Origin of the sequence: Bradyrhizobium sp. BR 1433 (assembly GCF_051547665.1) — a bacterium.
In the GTDB taxonomy this organism is placed as follows: domain Bacteria; phylum Pseudomonadota; class Alphaproteobacteria; order Rhizobiales; family Xanthobacteraceae; genus Bradyrhizobium; species Bradyrhizobium australafricanum.
Genome location: NZ_JBPUGG010000001.1, coordinates 5807784 through 5828714, shown reverse-complemented (window position 1 = coordinate 5828714; position 20931 = coordinate 5807784). Strand labels below are relative to the sequence as shown.

Annotated in this window: 14 protein-coding genes and 4 pseudogenes; 10 read left to right on the top strand and 8 right to left on the bottom strand. The window is 65.9% G+C overall.

All coding sequences use genetic code 11. From position 1 onward, the window contains the following. Positions 1-59: 59 nt before the first annotated feature. The 3 genes and pseudogenes from ACSKB9_RS28020 (at position 60) to ACSKB9_RS28010 (ending at position 2876) form a co-directional block, all read left to right on the top strand. Positions 60-902, top strand: coding sequence for a hypothetical protein (locus ACSKB9_RS28020; protein ID WP_438077176.1), 843 nt, complete (start codon positions 60-62; stop codon positions 900-902). A gap of 264 nt (positions 903-1166) precedes the next feature. Then, a complete protein-coding gene (locus ACSKB9_RS28015) occupies positions 1167-2096 on the top strand; it encodes a sulfite exporter TauE/SafE family protein (RefSeq protein ID WP_076832838.1) in 930 nt (309 codons plus the stop codon). Further along, positions 2093-2876: pseudogene (locus ACSKB9_RS28010) on the top strand (TIGR02186 family protein). Before ACSKB9_RS28015 ends, ACSKB9_RS28010 begins: the two are co-directional and overlap by 4 nt. Position 2877: 1 nt before the next feature. Here the strand turns inward: ACSKB9_RS28010 and ACSKB9_RS28005 are convergent. After that, positions 2878-4188 (bottom strand): aspartate aminotransferase family protein, encoded by a 1311-nt coding sequence (locus ACSKB9_RS28005; protein ID WP_438077174.1) that lies wholly within the window; start codon positions 4186-4188, stop codon positions 2878-2880. A gap of 166 nt (positions 4189-4354) precedes the next feature. Here ACSKB9_RS28005 and ACSKB9_RS28000 point away from each other — a divergent pair, with 166 nt between their 5' ends. Then, positions 4355-4828, top strand: a complete 474-nt coding sequence (locus tag ACSKB9_RS28000) for an Lrp/AsnC family transcriptional regulator (protein WP_438077172.1) — start codon at positions 4355-4357, stop codon at positions 4826-4828. Positions 4829-4842: 14 nt separating this feature from the next. On the opposite strand, the gene ACSKB9_RS27995 is transcribed toward ACSKB9_RS28000, so the two are convergent. The 3 genes from ACSKB9_RS27995 to ACSKB9_RS27985 are packed head-to-tail and all read right to left on the bottom strand — an operon-like array spanning position 4843 to position 7941. Next, entirely contained in the window at positions 4843-6174 is a 1332-nt protein-coding gene (locus tag ACSKB9_RS27995) for an NRAMP family divalent metal transporter (protein WP_438077170.1), read from the bottom strand. Between the two features lie 58 nt (positions 6175-6232). Beyond that, positions 6233-6997, bottom strand: coding sequence for an MBL fold metallo-hydrolase (locus ACSKB9_RS27990; RefSeq protein WP_438077168.1), 765 nt, complete (start codon positions 6995-6997; stop codon positions 6233-6235). Next, positions 6994-7941 (bottom strand): DMT family transporter, encoded by a 948-nt coding sequence (locus ACSKB9_RS27985; RefSeq protein ID WP_438077166.1) that lies wholly within the window; start codon positions 7939-7941, stop codon positions 6994-6996. Before ACSKB9_RS27985 ends, ACSKB9_RS27990 begins: the two co-directional genes overlap by 4 nt. A 76-nt stretch (positions 7942-8017) precedes the next feature. Here ACSKB9_RS27985 and ACSKB9_RS27980 point away from each other — a divergent pair. After that, positions 8018-8882 (top strand): annotated as a pseudogene (locus ACSKB9_RS27980) (LysR family transcriptional regulator). A gap of 200 nt (positions 8883-9082) precedes the next feature. Here the strand turns inward: ACSKB9_RS27980 and pdeM are convergent. From pdeM to ACSKB9_RS27960, 4 genes and pseudogenes are all read right to left on the bottom strand, one after another. After that, positions 9083-9754, bottom strand: coding sequence for a ligase-associated DNA damage response endonuclease PdeM (gene pdeM, locus ACSKB9_RS27975; protein ID WP_438077164.1), 672 nt, complete (start codon positions 9752-9754; stop codon positions 9083-9085). A 63-nt stretch (positions 9755-9817) separates the two neighbouring features. After that, positions 9818-12536, bottom strand: a pseudogene (locus ACSKB9_RS27970) (ligase-associated DNA damage response DEXH box helicase). Between the two features lie 372 nt (positions 12537-12908). Beyond that, positions 12909-14135: an ABC transporter substrate-binding protein gene (locus tag ACSKB9_RS27965; protein WP_438077162.1), complete on the bottom strand. Its 1227-nt coding sequence runs from the start codon at positions 14133-14135 to the stop codon at positions 12909-12911. Positions 14136-14418: 283 nt separating this feature from the next. Further along, the gene (locus ACSKB9_RS27960) at positions 14419-15345 is read right to left on the bottom strand and encodes a methyltransferase domain-containing protein (RefSeq protein WP_438077160.1); all 927 of its coding nucleotides are present in this window, start codon (positions 15343-15345) and stop codon (positions 14419-14421) included. Between the two features lie 130 nt (positions 15346-15475). On the opposite strand from ACSKB9_RS27960, the gene ACSKB9_RS27955 reads away from it, so the two are divergent. From ACSKB9_RS27955 to ACSKB9_RS27935, 5 genes and pseudogenes are all read left to right on the top strand, one after another. Then, positions 15476-16534, top strand: a complete 1059-nt coding sequence (locus ACSKB9_RS27955; RefSeq protein WP_438077158.1) for a ligase-associated DNA damage response exonuclease — start codon at positions 15476-15478, stop codon at positions 16532-16534. Next, a pseudogene (locus tag ACSKB9_RS27950) lies at positions 16531-18184 on the top strand (cisplatin damage response ATP-dependent DNA ligase). The gene ACSKB9_RS27955 and the pseudogene ACSKB9_RS27950 overlap by 4 nt, the downstream one beginning before the upstream one ends. Positions 18185-18378: 194 nt before the next feature. Continuing rightward, positions 18379-18684: a DUF6460 domain-containing protein gene (locus ACSKB9_RS27945; protein ID WP_438077156.1), complete on the top strand. Its 306-nt coding sequence runs from the start codon at positions 18379-18381 to the stop codon at positions 18682-18684. A gap of 22 nt (positions 18685-18706) precedes the next feature. Then, entirely contained in the window at positions 18707-19441 is a 735-nt protein-coding gene (locus ACSKB9_RS27940; protein ID WP_438077154.1) for an MBL fold metallo-hydrolase, read from the top strand. A gap of 114 nt (positions 19442-19555) precedes the next feature. Then, positions 19556-20878, top strand: coding sequence for an MATE family efflux transporter (locus ACSKB9_RS27935; protein ID WP_438077152.1), 1323 nt, complete (start codon positions 19556-19558; stop codon positions 20876-20878). The last annotated feature ends 53 nt before the right edge of the window (positions 20879-20931 follow it).

Below are 20931 nucleotides of genomic sequence, written 5' to 3'. Positions count from 1 at the left end.
GCCGTGTAGACAGGCGCGCAGTTCCGCGCCGTCGGGGCGCGCGTTCCGGAGGGTCAGGCTTGTCTGTCGACGATCGCCAGGATGATGGAACGGGCCACCGTTCGTCGCCGACAGGTCCCCGCGTTGCGCCGCCGCGGCAGGCGCCGTCTCCATTCGCCCCGCGCCCCTCGGCCTCGCCTCCGCCGACGCCGCAACGGAACGCGGCATCGCCGCCCCGCGCCTTCCGGTTCTCGCTCTGGTCCATCATCATCTTCGTGCTGCTGCTGTCGAGCGTCGCCATCCAGGCTTACCGGGACCTGTCGACGCCGGGCGCCTGGGACTTCTGGCGCGAGACCTACATCGCGGCCAGCATGACGTCCGCGGTGATTCCCGACGTCGACATCGACGGATCGGGCCGCGGCCGGCGGGCGCTTGCGATCAGCGGCAAGATCGGCTCGGCCAGCGCGAGCTGGTTCCGCGACCGGCTCAGCGAGGCGCGTCTCGCACCAGGCGACGTCGTGCTGCTGTCGTCGCCGGGCGGCGCGCTGAACCAGGCCGCGATCATGGGCGAGGTCATCCGCACGCGCGGGCTCGTCACCGCGGTCGCCACATCAGATGCCTCGGGCAAGCTCCGCCCCGCGTCCTGCGCCAGCGCTTGCGTCCTGGTCTATGCCGGCGGCCAGACCCGCTATGGCATCGCGGGCTCGCGGCTCGGCGTGCATCGCTTCACGACGAGCACGCCGGTCAGCGATCCCCTCGCCGAGGCACAACGCATCCAGGGCATGGTGCTGGGCTACATGACCAAGATGGGCGTCTCCTCCGCGATCGTCGAGGCGATGTCGCAAACCTCCGATATCCGCTGGCTAAACCCGAAAGAAGCGCTCGCGCTGAACCTGATCACCAAGCCTGTCGATCGGCCGTGAGGCGCCACCGGCGCCATTAATCTGAATTATCAACCACGTCCGCAGACGGCGGCCGAGTGCGGCGAAAAATGCCCCCGGGAGCGGATTCTTAGTCCCTCCCCCCGCCGAATTCGGTTATGCAAGAACGCGGCAATCGACCCGCGTTCGCCTGCGTCTTGCGCGCCGACCGGATTCGTTCAGCCGGAGAATGCCCGACCAGAACGACATCACGCCGTGATGCGGCCTTGTGCCGAGTTCGCGGCGAACCGACAAGAAGCGACGCGCGTGCAGCTCTATCTCCCGATCGCCGACATTCCGGTCAATGTCTTCCTCATCCTGGCGATGGGCGCGGCGGTTGGATTCGTCTCCGGCATGTTCGGCATCGGCGGCGGCTTCCTGATGACGCCGCTGCTGATCTTCGTCGGCATCGCGCCCGCGGTCGCGGTCGCCTCCGTCGCCAGCCACATCGCGGCCTCCTCGTTCTCCGGTGCCATTTCCTATTGGCGCAGACGCGCGATCGATCCGCTGCTGGCGGCGGTGCTGCTGGTCGGAGGCACGCTCGGCACCACGTTCGGGGTGTGGACCTTCACCTTCCTGCGCTCGCTCGGCCAGCTCGACCTGATGATCGCGCTGTCCTACGTCATCCTGCTGACAACGGTCGGTGGGCTGATGTTCTGGGAAGGTTTGCGCGCGATGCTGCGCGTCCGCCGCGGCGGTCCGATCGCGCTGCGCAAGCCCGGCAGCCATGGCTGGATCCACGGCCTGCCCCTGAAGCTGCGCTTCAAGCGCTCCAAGATCTATCTCTCCGTCATCCCGGTCGTCGTGGTCGGACTCGCGATCGGCTTCATCGGCGCGGTGATGGGAATCGGCGGCGGCTTCATCCTGGTGCCGCTGATGATCTATGTGCTGCGGGTGCCGACCTCGACCGTGATCGGCACCTCGATGGTGCTCACCCTCGTCACCATGGTGTTCGCAACCATGCTGCACGCGGTGACCAACCATCTGGTCGACGCCGTGCTGGCGCTGATCCTGATGGTCGGCGGCGTCACCGGCGCGCAGTTCGGCGCCCGCGCCGGGCAGAAGATCCGCGGCGAGCATCTGCGCCTGCTGCTCGGCCTGCTGGTGCTCGCGGTCGGCATCCGCTTTGCGGTGGAGCTGGTGATCCGGCCGCAGGACCTCTACAGCATCCGCGAAACCGGCGGAGCCCCGCCATGAGGCTGCGCGCGGCGCTCGCGATCATCGGTCTCGCCGCCGCCAGCCTGGCGGCCGCGCCCGCTCATGCCGAGCGGCTGATCGTGTCGGTCTCCAACCACCGCGTCACGGTGACGCCGAACTATTCCGGCGGCGAACTCGTGCTGTTCGGCTCGGTCGAGAAGGACGACAAGACGCCGGCCAATCGCAACAATTACGATCTCGTCGTCACGGTGTCCGGCCCGCGCGCCGACATGGTGACGCGGCGCAAGGAGCGCAAGTTCGGCATCTGGATCAACACCGACTCGCGCCAGTTCCTGCAAGTGCCGGGCTATCTCGCGCTGTTCTCGAATCGCCCGTTCGACCAGATCGCCTCGCCCGAGGTGCAGCGGCGGCAGCAGCTCGGGCTCAACAACGTGCTGCTGATGCCAGCGGGTCGGCCCCGACTATGCCGACGTGGTGCCGAACGACCCGTTCCGCAGCGCCTTCGTGCGGCTGCGCTCCGAGCACGGGCTGTACCGTGAGGCGACCTCGGCGGTGACCTTCCTGACCCCGACCCTGTTCCGCACCGGCATTCCGCTGCCGGCGGAGGTGCCGATCGGCACCTACAATGTCGAGATCAAGCTGTTTTCCGACGGCGCGCTGGTGACCAAGGCCGAGACCGCATTCGAGATCGTCAAGGTCGGCTTCGAGCAATTCGTCGCCACCACCGCGCGGCATAACGGCCTTGTCTACGGCCTGATCACCGCGTTCATGGCGCTGATGACCGGCTGGATGGCCTCGATCGTGTTCCGCAAGGATTGATCTAGCCAGCCCTGCTTTGCAATGCGCTTTCGAACGCGTCGCTGAGGATCGAGAGGCCAAGATCGATCTCGTCGTCGCTGATCGTCAGCGGCGGGGCGATGCGGAATACGCTGCCCATGCCGGGCAACTGAACGATGTTGGTGCTCAGTCCAAGCTGCATGCAGCGCTGAGAGACACGCGTTCCGAGCGCTTCGTCAGGCTCCTTGCTGTAACGGTCGCGCACGATCTCGATGCCCTGCATCAGCCCCCTGCCGCGCACGTCACCGATGCATTCGAACCGGTTCTGGAGTGCGAGGAGCCCATCCCTCAGCCGCGCGCCCGCTATCCTGGCGCGCTCGACCAATCTGTCGCGAAGGATGATCTTGATGACCTTCAGCCCGACCGCGGCCGGCATCGGGTCCGACACATGCGTCGTGTAGAACAGGAAACCGCGTTCGTGACACCGCTCTTCGATCTCGGCGGAGGTGATGACCGCAGCCAGAGGCAGCCCGGCACCGAGCGTCTTCGACAAGGTCAGGATATCAGGCACGACGCCGTCGCGCTCGAAAGCGAACATGGCGCCGGTTCTGCCGAGGCCGGTCTGTGCCTCGTCGACGATCAGCAGCATGCCGCGTGCCCGGCACAGATCCTTCAGCGCGGCAAGGTAGCCTTCGGGCAGATCGATCAGCCCGCCGGAGCTGAGGATCGGCTCGGCGATCATGCAGGCGAGCGAGCCGGTCGATTGGCGATCGATCAGATCGAAGGCGTAAGTCAGCTCGGCCCGCCAATCGGCCGCGTTGCCGAAGCGCGGGCGATAGGGGTTCGGCGTCGGGATCGCGAGCGAGCCGACCGGCGCGGGACCATAACCCTTGCGGCCGGCCGAATAGGTCGTTCCGGCCGCACCAGACGTCATGCCGTGCCAGGACTGCGCAAACGCGACGGTCTCGAAGCCGCCGGTGGCGAGCTTGGCCATCTTGATGGCCGCCTCGTTCGACTCGCCGCCGGTGCTGAGCAGCATGACGCGATCAAGCCCCGGCGGCAGCAGGCCCGCGAGCTGTTCGGCCAGCGCGACGACCGGGCGCGTCAGCATGCCACTGAAGAGATGGTCGAGCCGTTCGGCATGCTCGCTGATGGTCTGGACGATCTCCGGGTGACCATGACCGAGCACGGCACTCATCTGCCCGGACGTGAAATCCAGGATGGCCCGGCCGTCGGCGTCATAGACGAAGGACCCGGAGGCGCGCTCGATGATGACGGGAGCGAACGTCCCGCCATAGCGAATGAGGTGCCGCCGCGCGCGATCCCAAAAGGATTTGTCGTCATTTCCGGCCATGCCCGCTCCTTGCTGCTCGGTTGCAGCGATCAAAGAACCCTCGCACCACATCTTATGCGCGCGCGAGGGCAATGACATTGCGATTTGAGATGCATTTCAGCCCTTCTTCTGCAAACAATTGCGCAAAAGATGGAGAATGCGAAAGAAATGGGAACCGCGATCGTGATTGACGAGATCGACCGAAAAATCCTCGAACGTGCTGCAGGTCGAGGGGCGGATCACGAATCTCGAGCTGGCCGAGCGGATCGGCCTCTCGTCCGCCCCCTGCATGCGACGCGTTCGCACGCTCGAAGAGGCCGGCGTCATCAATTCCTATGTGGCGCTGGTGGACCCGACGCGGGTTGGACTCGGATTCGACGTGATCGTCGAGGTCCGTCTCAAGCAACAGAACAGGGAATCCTTCACGCGCTTCGAGCGGAAGGTGATCGACCTTCCGGAGGTCGTCGAATGTTGCATGATTGCCGGCGATTGGGATTACTCGCTACGGATCGTGTCCTCGGACCTCGCGCGCTACCAATCGTTCATCCTCGACCGCCTTATGCATCCGGATAGCGACGTCGCGAGCTACCGCACGACGATCATCCTGCGAAAGGTCAAATCGACGACCAAGATCGATAGCTCGCTGTTCGGCGAGGGTTGAGGAGTTCGAACAAGCTACAGCAGGAAGCCGATCCCCATCGCGATCACGCTGAGCGCCATCGCGCCGGTCGAGAGCCAGCCGAGCCAGTACAGCCATCCGCGGACCACAAAGCGGTCCATGATGTCCCGGCGGCGGGCCATGAACATCAGCAGCACCATCACGGGCACCGCGAGCACGCCGTTGACGACCGCACTCCAGTACAACGCCGCGATCGGATCGATCGGCGTGAAGTTGAGCGCGATGCCGATGCCGCCCGACAGCGCCAGCACCGAATAGAACGCGATCGCCTCCTTCGGCCTGCGCGTCAGCCCAACCCGCCATCGCCGGCCCTCGCCGACCGCATAAGCCGTCGCACCCGCGAGCACCGGAATCGCCAGAAGGCCGGTGCCGACGATGCCGAGCGCGAAGATCACCTCGGCAAACGGCCCGGCGATCGGGCGCAGCGCCTCGGCGGCCTGCGCCGAGGTCTGGATGTCGGTCTTGCCGGTGGCGTGCAGCGATGCGGCGGCGGTGACGATGATCGACAATGCGATCAGGTTCGAAAACGCCATGCCGGTGATGGTATCGGCGCGGATGCGCGAGAATTCGTGCTGGGCGCCGTAATGCCGTTCGATCAGCGGATGCTTGGTGGCGTCGACCCGCTGCTCCTCCGCCTCCTGCGAGGCCTGCCAGAAGAACAGATAGGGCGAGATCGTGGTGCCGAGGATCGCAACGATGGTCGTGAAATAGTCGGCGCTCCAGCTGATGCGCGGCAGCAGCACGCCGGCCAGGGCCTCCATCCACGACACCTTGGCAAAGGCGAGCGCCGCGACATAGGCGAACAGGCTGAGCGTCAGCCATTTCAGGATCGTGACGTAGCGCCGGTAGTTCATGAAGATCTGCGCGGCCACCGAGGTCACGCCGAACAGCACCACATAGAGAATGGCCGGACCGCCGATCAGAAGCTTTGTGGCATCGGCCATGGCCGAGAGGTCGGCCGCGATATTGATGGTGTTGGCCATCGACAGCAGCGTCACCACGACGGCGAGCAGCCAGCCTGGATAATGCCGGCATACATTACCCGCGATGCCATGCCCGGTGACGCGGCCGACCCGCGCCGAGATCTCCTGGATCGCGCTCATCAGCGGAAACGTAAGCAGCATGGTCCAGCCGATGCCGTAGCCGAGTTGCGCGCCGGCCTGGCTGTAGGTGCCGATCCCCGAAGGGTCGTCGTCGGAAGCGCCGGTGATCAGCCCGGGTCCGAGCGTCTTCAGGACGCGGCTGAAACTGAACGGCTGGCGCCGGGGCTTCGCCGCCGGCGCATCGTCATGTTTGTCGTCTGGTGGGATCGTCCCTTGCCGCGTCATGTCCGGTTCCAGCCGTCTGACAACGAGCCGGATACCGGCAAGGTTCCTGGGACGAAACCTACGGCTCGATGACCGTGGCGATGCCGGGCTCGAGGATGCGCAGACGGCGGCCGAAGCCGAGCGTATCGAAGCTCGCGCGCAGGTCGCTCGCGCTCTGCCGGAAATGCGCCCAGCCGTCGGTATGAACCGGCACGATCACCGCGTCCGCAAAGGTGTGCGCGGTTTCGATCGCGTCATTGGTGTCCATGGTGAGATGGAAGGGGCCGCGGGTTTGCGCGGCGCCGGCGAACGGCAGCACCACGCCGCAGTCGAAACGCCGCGCGACCTCGGCGACGCCGTCGAACCATGTTGTGTCGCCGCTGACATAGACCGGACGGCCGGGCTTCGCCGGCTCGACCACGAAACCGATGACGTCGCCGGACAACGGCTCGATCCCGGCCGGCCCGTGCCGCGCCGGCGTCGCGGTGATGGTGAGCGTCCGGCCGCCCTTCTGCAACTCGGTCGAGGCCCAGGGCGCAAAGCCCTCGGCGTTGCCGCCGAGCCGCCTGGCGCCGGCCTCCGTCGTCAGCACGCGCTTCGCGCCTTTAAGGAAATCCCGGCCAGAATGGTCGAGATTGTCGGAATGCTGGTCGTGGCTCAGCAGCACCGCATCGATCGCGCCGACATCGCGCACGCCGAGCGCGGGACCTGTCAACTTCTCCAGTTTCACATGCGGCAATTGATACTCGCCGGGCGCATCGAAGGTCGGATCGGTGAGCAGGCGGAACCCGTCGATCTCGATCAGGGCGGTGGGACCTCCGATCAGCGTGATGGTGATGCTCACGTCATACTCCTGTTGGCCGCGGCGGCTGCGGGGCGGGTCACCAGGTAAATGCCGAGCGCCACCGGAACGATCCCGAGCAGGTCGCGAAATTCGACATGCTCGCCGAGCACGAAATAGGCGAACAGCATGCCGAGCGGCGGCATCAGGAAGTGATAGGCGCTTGCGGCGGTCGCACCACACACTTTCAGGAGATGAAACCAGAGCAGATAGGCGAGGATCGAGCCGCCGAGCACGAGGAAGGTGAAGGCGCCGGCAAGCCGCATGCTGGGCACGATGTCGCTGACACTGGAGAGTGTGAAGGCGAACGGCATCACCGCAAGACCGCCGGCCATGTTCTGGATGCCGTTGCCGATCCACAGGCTGCCCTTCGGTGCCAGCAGCTTGAACAGCACGGTGCCGGCGACGATCGAGGCGAGCGAGGCCAGCGTGAACAAGATGCCATGCGGGCTGTCCGATCCGACCGACATGCGATGCCAGACGATGAAGGCGACGCCGACGATGCCGAGCACGAGACCAATCACCTTGCGCGAGGTCATGCTCTCACCGAGGAACAGCGCCGCCAGCATGGCGGTGAACACCGGATTGGCCGAGACGATCAGCGCGCCAAGTCCGGCGGAGACGCTCTTCAGGCCGGTATAGCCGAGGCCGAGATAGAGCGCGTTGTTGGCGACGCCGAGCACGGCGAACACCGCCGCATCGCGCCAGGTGAGATCCCATTGGTCGCGGCGCAGCCAGGAGATGGCGAGGATCAAGACCCCGGCGAGCGAAAACCGCGCGGCGAGCAGGATCAGCGGCGGGCAGTCGGTGACGCCGATTTTGCCGGCCACGAACGCGTAGCTCCAGAGCAGGCAGAACAGGGCAATCAGCAGCGGCAGGGTGTTGAAGCGGGCGCGGGGGCGGCCATCGAGGTAGCGGCGGACATGGGCGAATTCTCCTTCGGCCATGATCTAGGCCGGCGCCTTGATATTTGGAAATTAAATGATAGACTGGCGTGTAGTGGATTTACAAATGGAGGCTGCGATGCTCGACCTGGAGCTGTTGCGCAGTTTCGTCTCGGTGGTCGATGCCGGCGGCTTCACCCGCGCCGGAGAGCGCGTCCACCGCACGCAGTCGACGGTGAGCCAGCAGATCAAGCGCCTGGAGGAGGATGTCGGCCAGCCGCTATTGATCCGTAGCGGCAAGGACGTCACCCCGACGGAAGCCGGCGAGCGGCTGTTGACCTATGCGCGGCGGCTATTGTCGCTCGCCGAAGAGGCCCGCGACGTGCTCTCGCGCCCCGGCAGCGAAGGCGCGATCCGGATCGGCATCACCGAGGATTTTGCCGCCTATCGGCTGACAAAGCTGCTCGCGACCTTTGCGCGCAGCCATCCGAATTCTGCGGCTCGACGTGCGCTCCGGGCAGAGCCTGTTCCTGTACCGTGATCTCGAACGCGGCGATCTCGATCTCGCGCTGATCAAGCGCGCCGCCAATGAGAAGGGCGGCATCGCGGTCTGGCCGGAACGGGTGCACTGGGTCACCAGCAAGAGCCACCCGCGCGATACGACTGCCGGCTCGGTTCCGCTGATCGGTTTCGCCTCCGGCTGTCTCTACCGCGCCCGCGCCATCCATGCGCTGGAGAGCGCCGGCCGCAACTGGCACATGGCCTACACCTCCTCCAGCCTCGCCGGCATCCAGGCCGCGGTCGCCGCGGGCCTCGGGCTCAGCATTTTGTCGGAAATGTCGATCCAGCCCGAGCATCGCGTGCTGACAGCAAAGGACGGCTTTGCGCCGATCGACCGCACCGAGGTCGCTCTCGTCGCCGCCCCCGAAGCCAGCCCCGCGACATTGCGGCTGGCGGACAGGCTCGCGGAGTATTGCGAAAGCGTGCAGGCGAAGGCGGCGTAGGGCGAAGTCGCGCCGCTACTCCGCTGTCGTCCCTGCGAAATCAGGGACCCATAACCACAGGGGCTGTGTTGCTGAAGCAAGCTGTGGCCCAATCGTCGCACAACAACGACGATCGGTGGTTATGGGTCCCGGGTCGCGCTTCGCTTGCCCGGGACGACACCGAGAAATGATGGCAGATTGGAGCAGCTGGTCGGCGATCGCTAATAACACCGTGACGCGACGAACGCGTGGACGCGGTTGTCGCCGAGCACATGGGCCATGAAGCCGGGCGATCCGAAGATCCGTGTGAACGCGTCATCGCGGATGCTCAGGCCGCCGGTGTAGGCGCCGAACGCCGGCATCACCGCGCGCTCGCCGTCACAGGCGAAGCAGCGGCGCTCGATCGAGCGGCCGCGGGTCGGTACTCGCGCCTTGGGATGCAGGTGCCCGGCGATCTCGCCGGCTGCGCCGGTCGGCTCATGGCGGAACACGATCGGACCGATGGCGACCTCGGTCGCCACCACGCCGCCGAGATCGGACGGCAGCGCCGGATCGTGATTGCCCGAGATCCAGATCCAGTTGCGCCGCAGCTGCAACGCCGCGAGCGCCTCGCGGTCCGGATTGGACAGGCGTTCATGCGCATCGCGATCGTGAAAGCTGTCGCCGAGCGCGATCACCTGCCGCGGATCGTGCCGCGCGATGACAGCAGCGAGCCGGCTCAGTGTCGCGACCGTGTCGTAGGGCGGCAGCAGCACGCCGCGTCTGGCGAAGCTCGAGCCTTTTTCCAGATGCAGGTCGGACACCACCAGCAGGCGCTGCGCTTCCCAGAACAGCGCGCCGGAGAAATCCGCCACGAATCCGACATCCGCCACCGTGACCCTCGAAACGCGCATGTCGTCACCGTCTCGCAAAACTAGCGCGCTTGCCGTCACGTCCTGTTCCCCAGAGTACCAGCGTTACGTCGTCGCCTCCCGCACGAGTTCCTCGGCCGCCTCGGCCAGGAGCTCGTCGGATGCTTCGCCATAAACTGACTCGCGGCCGATTTCCAGCAGCGCGGGGACGGCAAGCGGAGAAACGTGGTCGAGGTCCTTGTGGGTGATTCGGCCGTGGATGCGCGAAAGCATGTCGCTGAGGCGGCGAAGATCGAGCAATCCCGTGGCGGCATCGCCGCGCGCGGCGCGCAGCAGCACATGGTCGGCCTGGTGCTTGCGCAGCACGTCGTAGATCAGATCGGTCGAGAACAGCACCTGGCGGCGCGACTTCTCCTCGTCGGTGAAGCGTCGCGCGATCAGGCCGGAGATGATGGCGCAGTTGCGGAAGGTGCGCTTCATCAGCGCCGATTCCGCAAGCCACGCCTCGAGGTCATCGCCGAGCATGTCGGGATCGAACAGCGCGTTGAGATCGAGCTTGCCGTGCCGGATCATGAAGGAGAGATCGCCGACGCCCCAGACCGCGAGCGCGTATTCATTGGCGACGAAGCCGAGCGGACGGGCGCGGGCGCGCTCCAGCTGGCGGGTCAGCAGCATGCCGAGCGTCTGATGCGCGAGCCGGCCCTCGAAGGGATAGCAGACCAGATAATGGCTGCCGCCGCGCGGAAAAGTCTCGACCAAGAGCTCGCGCACCGCAGGCACGCGCGAGAATTTTCGCTGCAGTGACAGCCAGTCGTGCACCTGATCCGGCAATCCGTTCCAGGCGCGGCTGTTGTCCAGCAGCTTGCGGACGCGTTCGGCAAGATAGGTCGACAGCGGAAACTTGCCGCCCATATAGGACGGCACTTTTGCATCTTTATCATTGGCGCGGGAGACATAGACCTGGTCTTCAACCAAGGCCTCGTAGCGCACCACCTCACCGCCAAAGACGAAAGTGTCGCCGGGCACGAGGCCCTCGATGAAGACCTCCTCGATCTCGCCCAGCATCCGGCCGCCGCGGGCGATCGCGCCGGTCGACCCGCCGCTTTTCCCTTGGCCGCCTGCGCGCGAGCGCACCAGCCGCACCTTCAGCATGGTCTCCTCGACGATGGTGCCGACGTTGAGGCGATAGCTCTGCCGCACCTTCGGATTGGTAACGCGCCAGCGGCCCTGCTTGTCTCGCTTGATGCGCGCGAAACGCTCATAGGTCTTCAGCGCGTAGCCGCCGGTGGCGACGAAATCGACGACATCGTCGAAATCGGTGCGTGCGAGCGATGCATAGGGTGCGGCGGTCCTCACCTCATCATAGAGCTCATCGGACAGGAACGGCTTGCCGCAGGCGCAACCGAGCACGTGCTGGGCCAGCACGTCGAGCGCGCCCGAGCGCAGCGGCGGCGTGTCCTGCGCATTCTCGGCGATGGCGTCGATCGCGACACGGCATTCCAGCACCTCGAAGCGGTTGGCCGGCACCAGCACGGCGCGCGAGGCCTCGTCGAAGCGGTGGTTGGCGCGGCCGATCCGCTGCATCAGCCGCGAGGAGCCTTTCGGCGCGCCGATATTGATGACGAGGTCGACATCGCCCCAGTCGACGCCGAGATCGAGCGAGGAGGTGCAGACCACGCCGCGCAGCCGGCCGCCGGCCATCGCGTCCTCGACCTTGCGGCGCTGCGCGACGTCGAGCGAGCCGTGATGCAGCGCGATCGCGAGCCCATCGTCGTTCATGCGCCAGAGATCCTGGAACAGCATCTCGGCCTGGCTGCGGGTGTTGACGAACACCAGCGTGGTCTTGTTGCGCTTGATCATCTCGTAGACTTCGGGCAGCGCATGGCGCGCGCTGTGGCCGGACCACGGCAGGCGCTCGCGGGTGTCGAGCATCTCGACGACCGGCGGCGCAGCGCCGCCGGCGGTGACGACGTCGGCGGACGCGTTCTCGCCACCGGGCTGCGGCACCAGGAAGCGCGCGAGCTGCTCCGGCTCGGCGACCGTCGCCGAGAGGCCAATAGCGCGTGTCTGCGGCGCGATGGTCCAGAGCCGCGCAAGTCCGAGCGACAGCAGATCGCCGCGCTTGGAGGTGACGAGCGCATGCAGTTCGTTCGAGCACGATGCGCTTCAGCGAAGAGAACAGGAACGGCGCGTCGTCGGACGCCAGCAGCAGCGCCAGCTGCTCCGGCGTGGTGAGCAGGATGTCCGGCGGATAGCGCCGCTGCCGCTGCCGCCGCGACACCGGCGTGTCGCCGGTGCGGGTCTCGATCCTGATCGGCAGCCCCATCTCGGCGACCGGCGTCTCCAGATTGCGCGCGATATCGACCGCGAGCGCTTTCAGCGGCGAGATGTAAAGCGTGTGCAGCCCGCCGCTGCGGCGAACACCGCGGCCGGTGGAGATAAGGGCTGGGCGAACCGTCTTCGATTCAATTTCGTCGCTTGCGAGATCGTCGGGCTCCCTCCCCCTGAAAGGGGGAGGGTTGGGGTGGGGGTCAGCCGCTCGCTCCGTGCCCGCGGCTGACCCCCACCCGTCGCGCTCGGTTGCGCTAGTGCGCCCCCGAGCGTGCCGACCTCCCCCTTTCAGGGGGAGGTAAGAGTTCTTGCCCTGCCCCTCTCCACTCAACTCCACCAGTGTCGGCAAGAACCCCGCCAGCGTCTTGCCCGCTCCCGTGGGCGCGATCAGCAGCGCCGAGCGCTGCTCGCGCGCTTTCGCCAGCAGCGCGAACTGATGCTCGCGCGGCGACCAGCCGCGTGAGGCAAACCAGTCGCGAAACCGGCGCGGCAGGAGATCGGCCGTTTCCGACGGCGGAACGAAAAGAGATCGAGCGTCGACACGCCCAAGAGGTAGGTGGTTCAGGCGGCTTCGTCGAGGGCGGAGCGGAAATGGCGGCAGGTGGCAGGACTACCAGCGCGCTCCGTGCGCTGCGAAGCGCCTGGATGTCACCTCGCCCCGCCTGCGGGGAGAGGCATAGGCCGCCCTTGGCGGCCGTTCAAGAAACGCCGAAGCGAAGCTTCGGCTATGTCGCATCGCCAGATGCGATCCGGGTGAGGGGGTAAAGGTCTTTCGACACACACCGCCTCGCGGAGGGAAGCCCCTCACCCCGCCCTCTCCCGGCAAGAGCGGGGCGAGGGGGACGAGAGAGCGAGGCTTACCCAACTACTCCGTCATCGGCTGGCCGGAGAGGTCCCAATCCTTGCCGTTGAAGATCGAGACATAGAGCGTCTTCATCGGCGTGTAGTCGTCGGGCGTGTAGCTGTAATTGATGCCGTCGAGGAAATAGGGCGAGTGGAAACCGGCGAGCGTGGTGGCGTGCTTCAGCACGTTGGCGCGGGTCAGGTCGTCGCCGCAGCGGCGCAGGATTTCGCCCATCGTCGCCGCCTGCCCATAGCCGGCGAAGGCGATGGTGTTGTCAGGGTCGATGTTCGGCAGGTACTTCTTGCGCAGCTCCTCGAACGCGATCACGTCCGGATCCTTCTCGTAGCGGGGTACGCCGACTTCCTTGTTGTAGCGAATCGCGACGATGTCCTTGGCGTTCTCGAGGCCCGCGGCGCTCAGGATCGAGCGACCGGTCGAGCCCGCCGACAGCAATTGCAGCGGCTTCCAGCCGAGTTCGGTCACCTTGCGGATCGACTGCGACGTCGCCTTGCCGGTGGTGATGTTGTAGAAGACGTCGGCGCCCGACTTCGAGAGATTGATGAGCTGCGAATCGACCGTCGGATCGGTGAGATCATAGGTCTGCTCCATGATCACCTGTGCCTTGCCGCCGGCATCGGCCAGCACCTTCTTGAACGGCCCGAGGAAGTCGCGGCCGAAATCATCGTTCTGGTAGAGGATACCGACCTTGGCGTTCGGCTTCACGTTGACGACGTGCTTGGCCAGGATGCGCGCCTCGGTCGGATAGAGCGGCAGGCCCGCCATGGTCCATTTGAAATTCTTCGGATCGTTCCACTTCGAGGCGCCGGTGTTCAACAGCAGTTGGGGAACGCCCTTGGAATTGAGATACTTGTGCACGGAGGTCTGCGGCGCGGTGCCGAGCGAGCCATACAGCGCCAGCACCTCCTCCTGCTCGACCAGACGGCGCGTCGCCTCGACGCATTTCGGCGCGCTGTAGGCATCGTCCATGGTGAGGAATTTCACCTTGCGGCCGTTGATGCCGCCCTTGTCGTTCAGCATCTGGAAATAGGCTTCGCCGACGCGGCCCAGCACACCATAGAGCGAGCCGGGGCCGGAATGCGGAACGGTCTGGCCGAGCTTGATCTCGGTATCGCTCGCACCCGGATCGTACTTCTTGTCGGCGGCCCGCACAAAAGGCGCGGGCAGCACGGACGCGGCGATCACGGACAATGCAGTGGCGCCGAACTCGCGCCGTGTATGTTTTTTCATTATTTCTCTCCCTGAGACGAAAAGCTCTCTCGCATTCCGCTTTGCGCCGGGCAAGCGCGAAGTCACAGCTTTGCGGCGCAATGCCGCGTCACGGCAAATGCGTAGCGTGTAGACTCAAGTTTGAGTGCGAGGCGGTGCTCTCTTCCCTTCTCCCCTTGTGGAGAAGGTGGCTCGCATCGAAGATGCGAGCCGGATGAGGGATCTCTATCCGCGGAGAGAGACCCCTCACCCCGCTTCGCTGCGCGAAGCGACCCTCTCCCACAGGGGGAGAGGGTGAAAAGCGTCACGGCTTCACAGCCACGGCGACGAGTCCGGGTGCCGGGATATTGTCTTCATTGCGCGCCGAGAGATCGTCGAGCTGGGCCAGCGTCAGCCCCGCGGCAGCGACGGAGTCGCGCACGTAAGCTGCACTGTGGGCGTAGCGCAGTCCCTCGCCGACGATGACGCCTTCGCCGTCATGGGTCTCGGCCGTGAAGGCGAGCACGCCGCCCGCCACCAGGACGCGGCTGGCCTCGGCGAGCACCGGCGCGAGATCGGCGACATAGACCATTGCATCGGCGGCCAGGATCAATTCGGCGCTGGCCTCGCGTTTGGCCGAAACGGCCTTCGACATGTCGTCGACCTCGAGCTCGGCATAGAGGCCGGTGGCGCGCGCCTTGTCGATCATGCGCGGCGACAGGTCGATGCCGATGAAGCGATCGACATGCCGGGCGAATGCGCCGGCCGCCAGCCCGGTGCCGCAGCCGAGATCGATCGCACGCTTGAAGAAGGCCGGTTTCTTTGCGCCCGCACGCACCGACAGCACCGCCTTGAACAGCAGTGCCGGGCCGCGATAGCCGAGATCGCCGACCAGCGCGGCCTCGAAGCGCGGCGCATATTGATCGAACAGCGTCTGGACATAGCCCGGCGGCATCGCGCTGACGGCCTCGACGCCGAGCTGCATCAGGTGAAGGCCGGCGCCATGCCGGTCTTCGGGATCGGCGTCGCGCGCGCCGCGGAACGCTGCGATCGCGGCCTCGCGCTGACCGAGCTCCAGGCGGATCTTGCCCAGCGTGTACCAGGCCGACGGGAATTTCGGCACAAGCTCGATCGCCTGTTCGAGCAGCTCGGCGGCGGCCGGCAGATCGCCCTTCAATTGCAGGTCGCGCGCGAACTCGTAGCGGCGGTCAGCGACGAGGTCGCCGGAGGACAGAAACAGGCGGGGGGCCATTCGCTTTAAGGAACCAATCTCGGCCGGGTCCGGCCATCCATCAAAGCACGGACTTTTTCCGGAGATGGATGCACGGGTCAAGCCCGCGGATCCGGCTAAACATCGCGGATCGAGCGCCTATATAGGGACGATGCGCCCGCAAGACATCCTGATGCCCGTCCCGGCCGGGCTTTGCTGCAAGCCCGGCGGCTTCCACATCGATCCTGTCAGGCCGGTCGAGCGGGCACTGATCACCCATGGCCATTCCGACCATGCGCGGGCGGGTCACGGCGCGGTGCTCGCGACCCGGGAAACGCTCGACATGATGCGGCTGCGCTATGGCGAGAATTTCGCCGGCTCGACGCAGGCGATCGCCTATGGCGAGGAGATCAGGCTCGGCGACGTCACGGTGACGTTTCATCCCGCTGGCCACGTGCTGGGCTCCGCCCAGATATCGGTGACCTGCAAGGACACCCGAATCGTCGCCTCCGGCGACTACAAGGATGCGCGCGATCCGACCTGCGCGCCGTTCGAGCTGGTGCCCTGCGACGTCTTCATATCGGAGGCGACGTTTGGATTGCCGGTGTTCCGCCATGGCGATGCCGCCGGCGAAGTAAACAAGCTGCTGGCCTCGGTCAAACTGTTCCCGGAGCGCGCGCATCTGGTCGGCGCCTATTCGCTCGGCAAGGCACAGCGCGTGATCGCGCTGCTGCGCGAGGCCGGCTACGACGCGCCGATCTATCTGCATGGCGCGATGGAGAAGATCACTTACTACTATCAGGAGCGCGGCATTGCGCTCGGCGAGCTCCGGCCCGCGCGCGGCATGAAGAAAGCCGAGCTTGCCGGCACCATCACGCTGGCGCCGCCAAGCGCAACATCCGATGTCTGGACGCGCCGCTTTCCCGATCCAGTCACCGCATTCGCCTCGGGCTGGATGCGCGTGCGCGCCCGGGCCCGCCAGGGCGGCGTCGAGCTGCCGCTGGTGATATCAGATCATGCGGACTGGGACGGGCTGACGGCGACAATCGCGGCGACCGGCGCCGGCGAGATCTGGGTCACCCACGGCCAGGAAGATGCGCTGGTACATTGGTGCAAGACCAAAGGCCTTGCCGCGCGACCGCTCGATCTGGTCGGCTATGGCGACGAGGACGAAGGCGAGACGGCCGCACTGGCCGGCGAGGCCCAGCCCGCCGGCGAGGCGGAAACATGAACCGCTTTGCCGAGCTGCTCGACCGCCTCGCCTACGAGCCCGGCCGCAACAACAAGATCAAGCTGCTGGTCGCCTATTTCCGCGAGACCGAGGACCCCGACCGCGGCTACGCGCTGGCGGCACTGACCGGCGCGCTGTCGTTCAAGCACGCCAAGCCCGGCCTGATCCGCGACCTGATCACCGAACGCGCCGACCCGGTGCTGTTCGGCTACTCCTATGATTACGTCGGCGATCTTTCGGAAACAGTCGCGCTGATGTGGCCGAGGGCGGAGCTGCCGGGCCACAACAACCCGCCTCCTCCCACCCTCACTGACGTCGTCACCACGTTGCGCACGCTCGGCAAGGCCGAGCTGCCGGCGCAGCTGGCGCGCTGGCTGGATGAGCTCGACGAGACCGGGCGCTGGGCGCTCTTGAAACTCGTCACCGGCGCGATGCGGATCGGGATCTCGGCGCGGCTGGCGAAGACCGCGGCGGCGGCGCTCGGGACCACGGACCCGCACGAGATCGAGCTGCTGTGGCCCGGCCTGTCGCCGCCCTATCTCGACCTGTTCGCCTGGCTCGAGGGCCGCGGCGACAAACCGGTCAACCGCGACCCTGCGCCGTTCCGCCCGGTGATGCTGGCGCACGCGATCGAGGATAGCGATTTCGCCAATCTCGACGCCGCCGATTTCAGCGCGGAATGGAAATGGGACGGCATCCGGGTGCAGGCGGTGTCCGGCCGCGATGCGCGCGGCCACGTCCAGGCGCGGCTCTATTCACGCACCGGCGAGGATATCACCGGCAGCTTTCCGGATCTGGTGCCGTCGCTGTATCTGCCCGGCGCGATCGACGGCGAGTTGCTGGTGCTGCGCGACGGCCGCGTGCAGACCTTCAACGTGTTGCAACAGCGGCTGAACCGCAAGGTCGTTTCGCCGAAGCTGATCAAGGAATTTCCGATCCACCTGCGCGCCTACGACCTGCTCGGCGACGACGAGAACGATCTGCGCGAGCTGCCCTTCACCGAACGCCGCGCGCATCTCGAAGCCTTCGTGGCCAAGCTGAACGATCCGCGCATCGATCTGTCGCCGACCGTCCCGTTCGCGAGCTGGGACGAGCTGGCCGCGGCGCGTGCCGATCCCAAGAGCGCCGGCGCCGGCGACGATGCCGACGCGGTCGAAGGCGTGATGCTGAAACGGCGCGACGCGCCCTGATCTGCCCGGACGGCCGAAAGGTCCGTGGTGGAAGTGGAAGCGCGATCCGCACATCATCGACGCCGTGCTGATGTATGCCCAGCGCGGCCATGGCAAGCGCTCCTCCTATTACTCCGACTATACGTTCGGGGTCTGGACCCATGGCGAGGCCGGTGACGAGCTGGTGCCGGTCGGCAAGGCCTATTTCGGCTTCACCGACGAAGAGCTGTTGCAGATCGACCGCTTCGTCCGCCGCAACACCACCGAGAAGTTCGGCCCGGTGCGCCATGTCGTGCATGAGCCTGATCAGGGGCTGGTGCTGGAGGTCGCCTTCGAGGGCTTGCAGCGCTCGCCGCGGCACAAATCCGGCGTCGCGATGCGCTTTCCCCGGATCAGCCGCCTGCGCTGGGACAAGCCGCCGCGCGAAGCCGACCGGCTGGAGACGCTTGAACGGATGTTAATCTCCATGACAGGAAGTTAAATCCCAAGCGTGCATGGCAGCCATTGATCGCGGCGCGCGGGTTTCCCATGTGCACCGCCGTGACCTATAATGCGGGCGATTCCGTTAGACCTCGGTTCTGATGGGATCAGAATCGAGGTCTAGGTTTTGTTTTGACGCGTTTTCTTCACGCGAACCGGTGCCCACTTCGCGCGAAAACGCTATTGGAGACAGCAATGCCAAACGACATCCGGGACTTGCCGGCCGGCCGGAGTGACGGCCTGTACCGCTTTCTCGGCGGATCGCCGCTCTCTGTGGCGTTCCGGTTGATTTTGCTGTCGATTCTGGTCGGTGTCGTGCTCGCCGCGATCGGCCTCGATCCATGGAACATCCTCAACAGCATCCGCAGGCTGTTCCAGAGCATCTGGGATTTCGGCTTCGATGCGATCGACTGGGCCTGGCGCTACTTCCTGCTCGGCGCCGTCATCGTGATTCCGATCTGGCTGTTGTCGCGGCTGTTCGGCGCGCCGCGCGGCCGCTGATCCCAAGGAGAGTGCGCAGCCGATGCAATTGCGATTTGTCGGCTGCGGCGATGCATTCGGCTCCGGCGGCCGCTTCAACACCTGTTTCCACGTCAGCGGCGCGCGCAGCAATTTCCTGATCGATTGCGGCGCCTCGTCGCTGCCGGCGATGAAGCGGCTCGAGATCGACCGCGACGCAATCGACCTGATCCTCATCACGCATTTCCACGGCGATCATTTTGCCGGCCTGCCGTTCTTCCTGCTCGACGCGCAATTCTCCCGCCGCACCCGGCCGCTGGTGATCGCCGGGCCGCAAGGCATCGAAACGAAACTGCCTGCGGTGATGGAGGTGATGTTCGAGCATTCCTCCAAAACCAAACAACGCTTCGATCTGTCCGTCGTCACGCTCGCACCGCGCGAAACGCGCAGCTTCGGCGAGGTGACCGTGACGCCCTACCCTGTCGTGCATGGCGAATCCGGCGGGCCGTTCATGGCCTACCGCGTCGGGGCGGAAGGCCGCATCATCAGCTACAGCGCCGACACCGAATGGACCGACGCGCTGATCCCGGCGGCGCAGGACGCCGACCTCTTCATCGCCGAAGCCTACATGTACGACAAGATGGTCAAGAACCATCTCAGCCTGAAGACGCTGGAAGCGCATTTGCCCGCCATCAACGCCAAGCGCGTGGTGCTGACCCATATGAGCGACGACATGCTCGGCCGTGTCGGCGACCTGCCCTACATTGCCGCGAGCGACGGCATGGTCGTAACGCTCTGACCATGCAAGGTCTTGTCGGCTGCCCCTCCGCCATCGCATTGCTCTGAGAACAATTCCAGCATGGCCGCACGACGGTCGACGCGATAGAAGCGTATATTCCTTGCAACTGTAGCCATGCACGCACCCATCCACCCGAAGATCACGACGCGCCAGGTGTTCGCCATCGCCGGCCCCGCGATGGTCGCCAACCTGACCACGCCGCTGATCGGCATCGTCTCGACCACCGCGATCGGCCGCCTCGACGATGCCGCACTGCTCGGCGGCGTGGCGATGGCCTCGGTGATCTTCGACTGCCTGTTCTGGCTGTTCGCCTTCCTGCGCATGAGCACGCTGGCCTTCACCGCGCAGGCGCAAGGCGCCGGCGAGATCAAGGAATATGCCGCGATCCTGGTGCGCGGCTTCATCGTCGCCGGCCTGATCGGCGCGGCGCTGATCGCGCTGCAGGTGCCGCTCGCCGCCGTCACATTCCAGCTGATGGGCGGCAGCGAAGGCGTCACGCGCGCGGCCAAGAGCTATTTCATGATCCGGATCTGGTCGGCGCCACTGGCGCTCGCCAACTACGTCATCCTGGGCTGGCTGGTCGGCCAGGCCCGCGCCAATCTGGCGCTGGCGCTGCAGATCGTGATCAACCTGATCAACATGGCCGCGACCGTGCTGCTGGTGCAGGTCTACGGCGCCGGCATCGCCGGTGCCGCGATCGCCGCCGTGCTCGCCGAGACCGCCGGTTTCGCTGTCGGCATCGTCGTGGCCTGGCGGATCTCGCAAGGCGGCTTCGCGGTGCCCGCGGCCACGCTGTTCGACCGCGCCAAGCTGATGCGCATGCTGGCGGTCAATCGCGACATCATGGTCCGCACCGCGGCGCTGATCGTCGTGTTCCTGTTTTTCACCGCCAAGGGCGCGCGCGAAGGCGACGTGACGCTGGCGGCGAATTCGGTGCTGAACAATTTCCTGCTGGTGAGCGCCTTCTTCCTCGACGGCCTCGCCAATGCCGCACAACAGCTCTGCGGCCGCGCCTTCGGCGCACGCGATGCACGCGGCTTTTCCGATTCGACCCGGCTGGTGCTGCTCTGGGGCATCGGCTTTGCGCTGGTTGTGTCGGTGCTGTTCGCGCTGTTCGGACCGGCGCTGATCAATCTGATGACGACCAGCGACGACGTGCGCCGCTATGCCCGCGAGTTCCTGCCGTTCGTGATCCTGGCACCCCTGCCCGGCGTATTCGCGTTCGGCTTCGACGGCATCTATGTCGGCGCCACCTGGGCGCGCGAGATGCGTAATCTGATGCTGGCCTCGCTCGCGATCTTCCTCGCCACCTGGTGGGCGCTCAGCTCGTTCGGCAACACCGGTCTATGGATCGCGCTGCTCGGCTTCTACGTCGCACGCGGCGGCCTGCAGGGCCTGCTCTATCCGGCGCTGCTCAGGAAGACGTTCAAAGCGTAGCTGCGTAGATGGGGTAACGGGCCGGCCGCCCGCTCGCTACGGCGCAATTTGGA

Excerpts from the sequence above, each read along its gene's own strand:
- ACSKB9_RS28005 (WP_438077174.1), bottom strand. The coding sequence starts at position 4,188 with ATGGCCGGAAATGACGACAAATCCTTTTGGGATCGCGCGCGGCGGCAC.
- ACSKB9_RS27995 (WP_438077170.1), bottom strand. The coding sequence starts at position 6,174 with ATGACGCGGCAAGGGACGATCCCACCAGACGACAAACATGACGATGCG.
- ACSKB9_RS27985 (WP_438077166.1), bottom strand. The coding sequence starts at position 7,941 with ATGGCCGAAGGAGAATTCGCCCATGTCCGCCGCTACCTCGATGGCCGC.
- pdeM (WP_438077164.1), bottom strand. The coding sequence starts at position 9,754 with ATGCGCGTTTCGAGGGTCACGGTGGCGGATGTCGGATTCGTGGCGGAT.
- ACSKB9_RS27965 (WP_438077162.1), bottom strand. The coding sequence starts at position 14,135 with ATGAAAAAACATACACGGCGCGAGTTCGGCGCCACTGCATTGTCCGTG.
- ACSKB9_RS27960 (WP_438077160.1), bottom strand. The coding sequence starts at position 15,345 with ATGGCCCCCCGCCTGTTTCTGTCCTCCGGCGACCTCGTCGCTGACCGC.
- ACSKB9_RS27955 (WP_438077158.1), top strand. The coding sequence starts at position 15,476 with ATGCGCCCGCAAGACATCCTGATGCCCGTCCCGGCCGGGCTTTGCTGC.
- ACSKB9_RS27945 (WP_438077156.1), top strand. The coding sequence starts at position 18,379 with ATGCCAAACGACATCCGGGACTTGCCGGCCGGCCGGAGTGACGGCCTG.
- ACSKB9_RS27940 (WP_438077154.1), top strand. The coding sequence starts at position 18,707 with ATGCAATTGCGATTTGTCGGCTGCGGCGATGCATTCGGCTCCGGCGGC.
- ACSKB9_RS27935 (WP_438077152.1), top strand. The coding sequence starts at position 19,556 with ATGCACGCACCCATCCACCCGAAGATCACGACGCGCCAGGTGTTCGCC.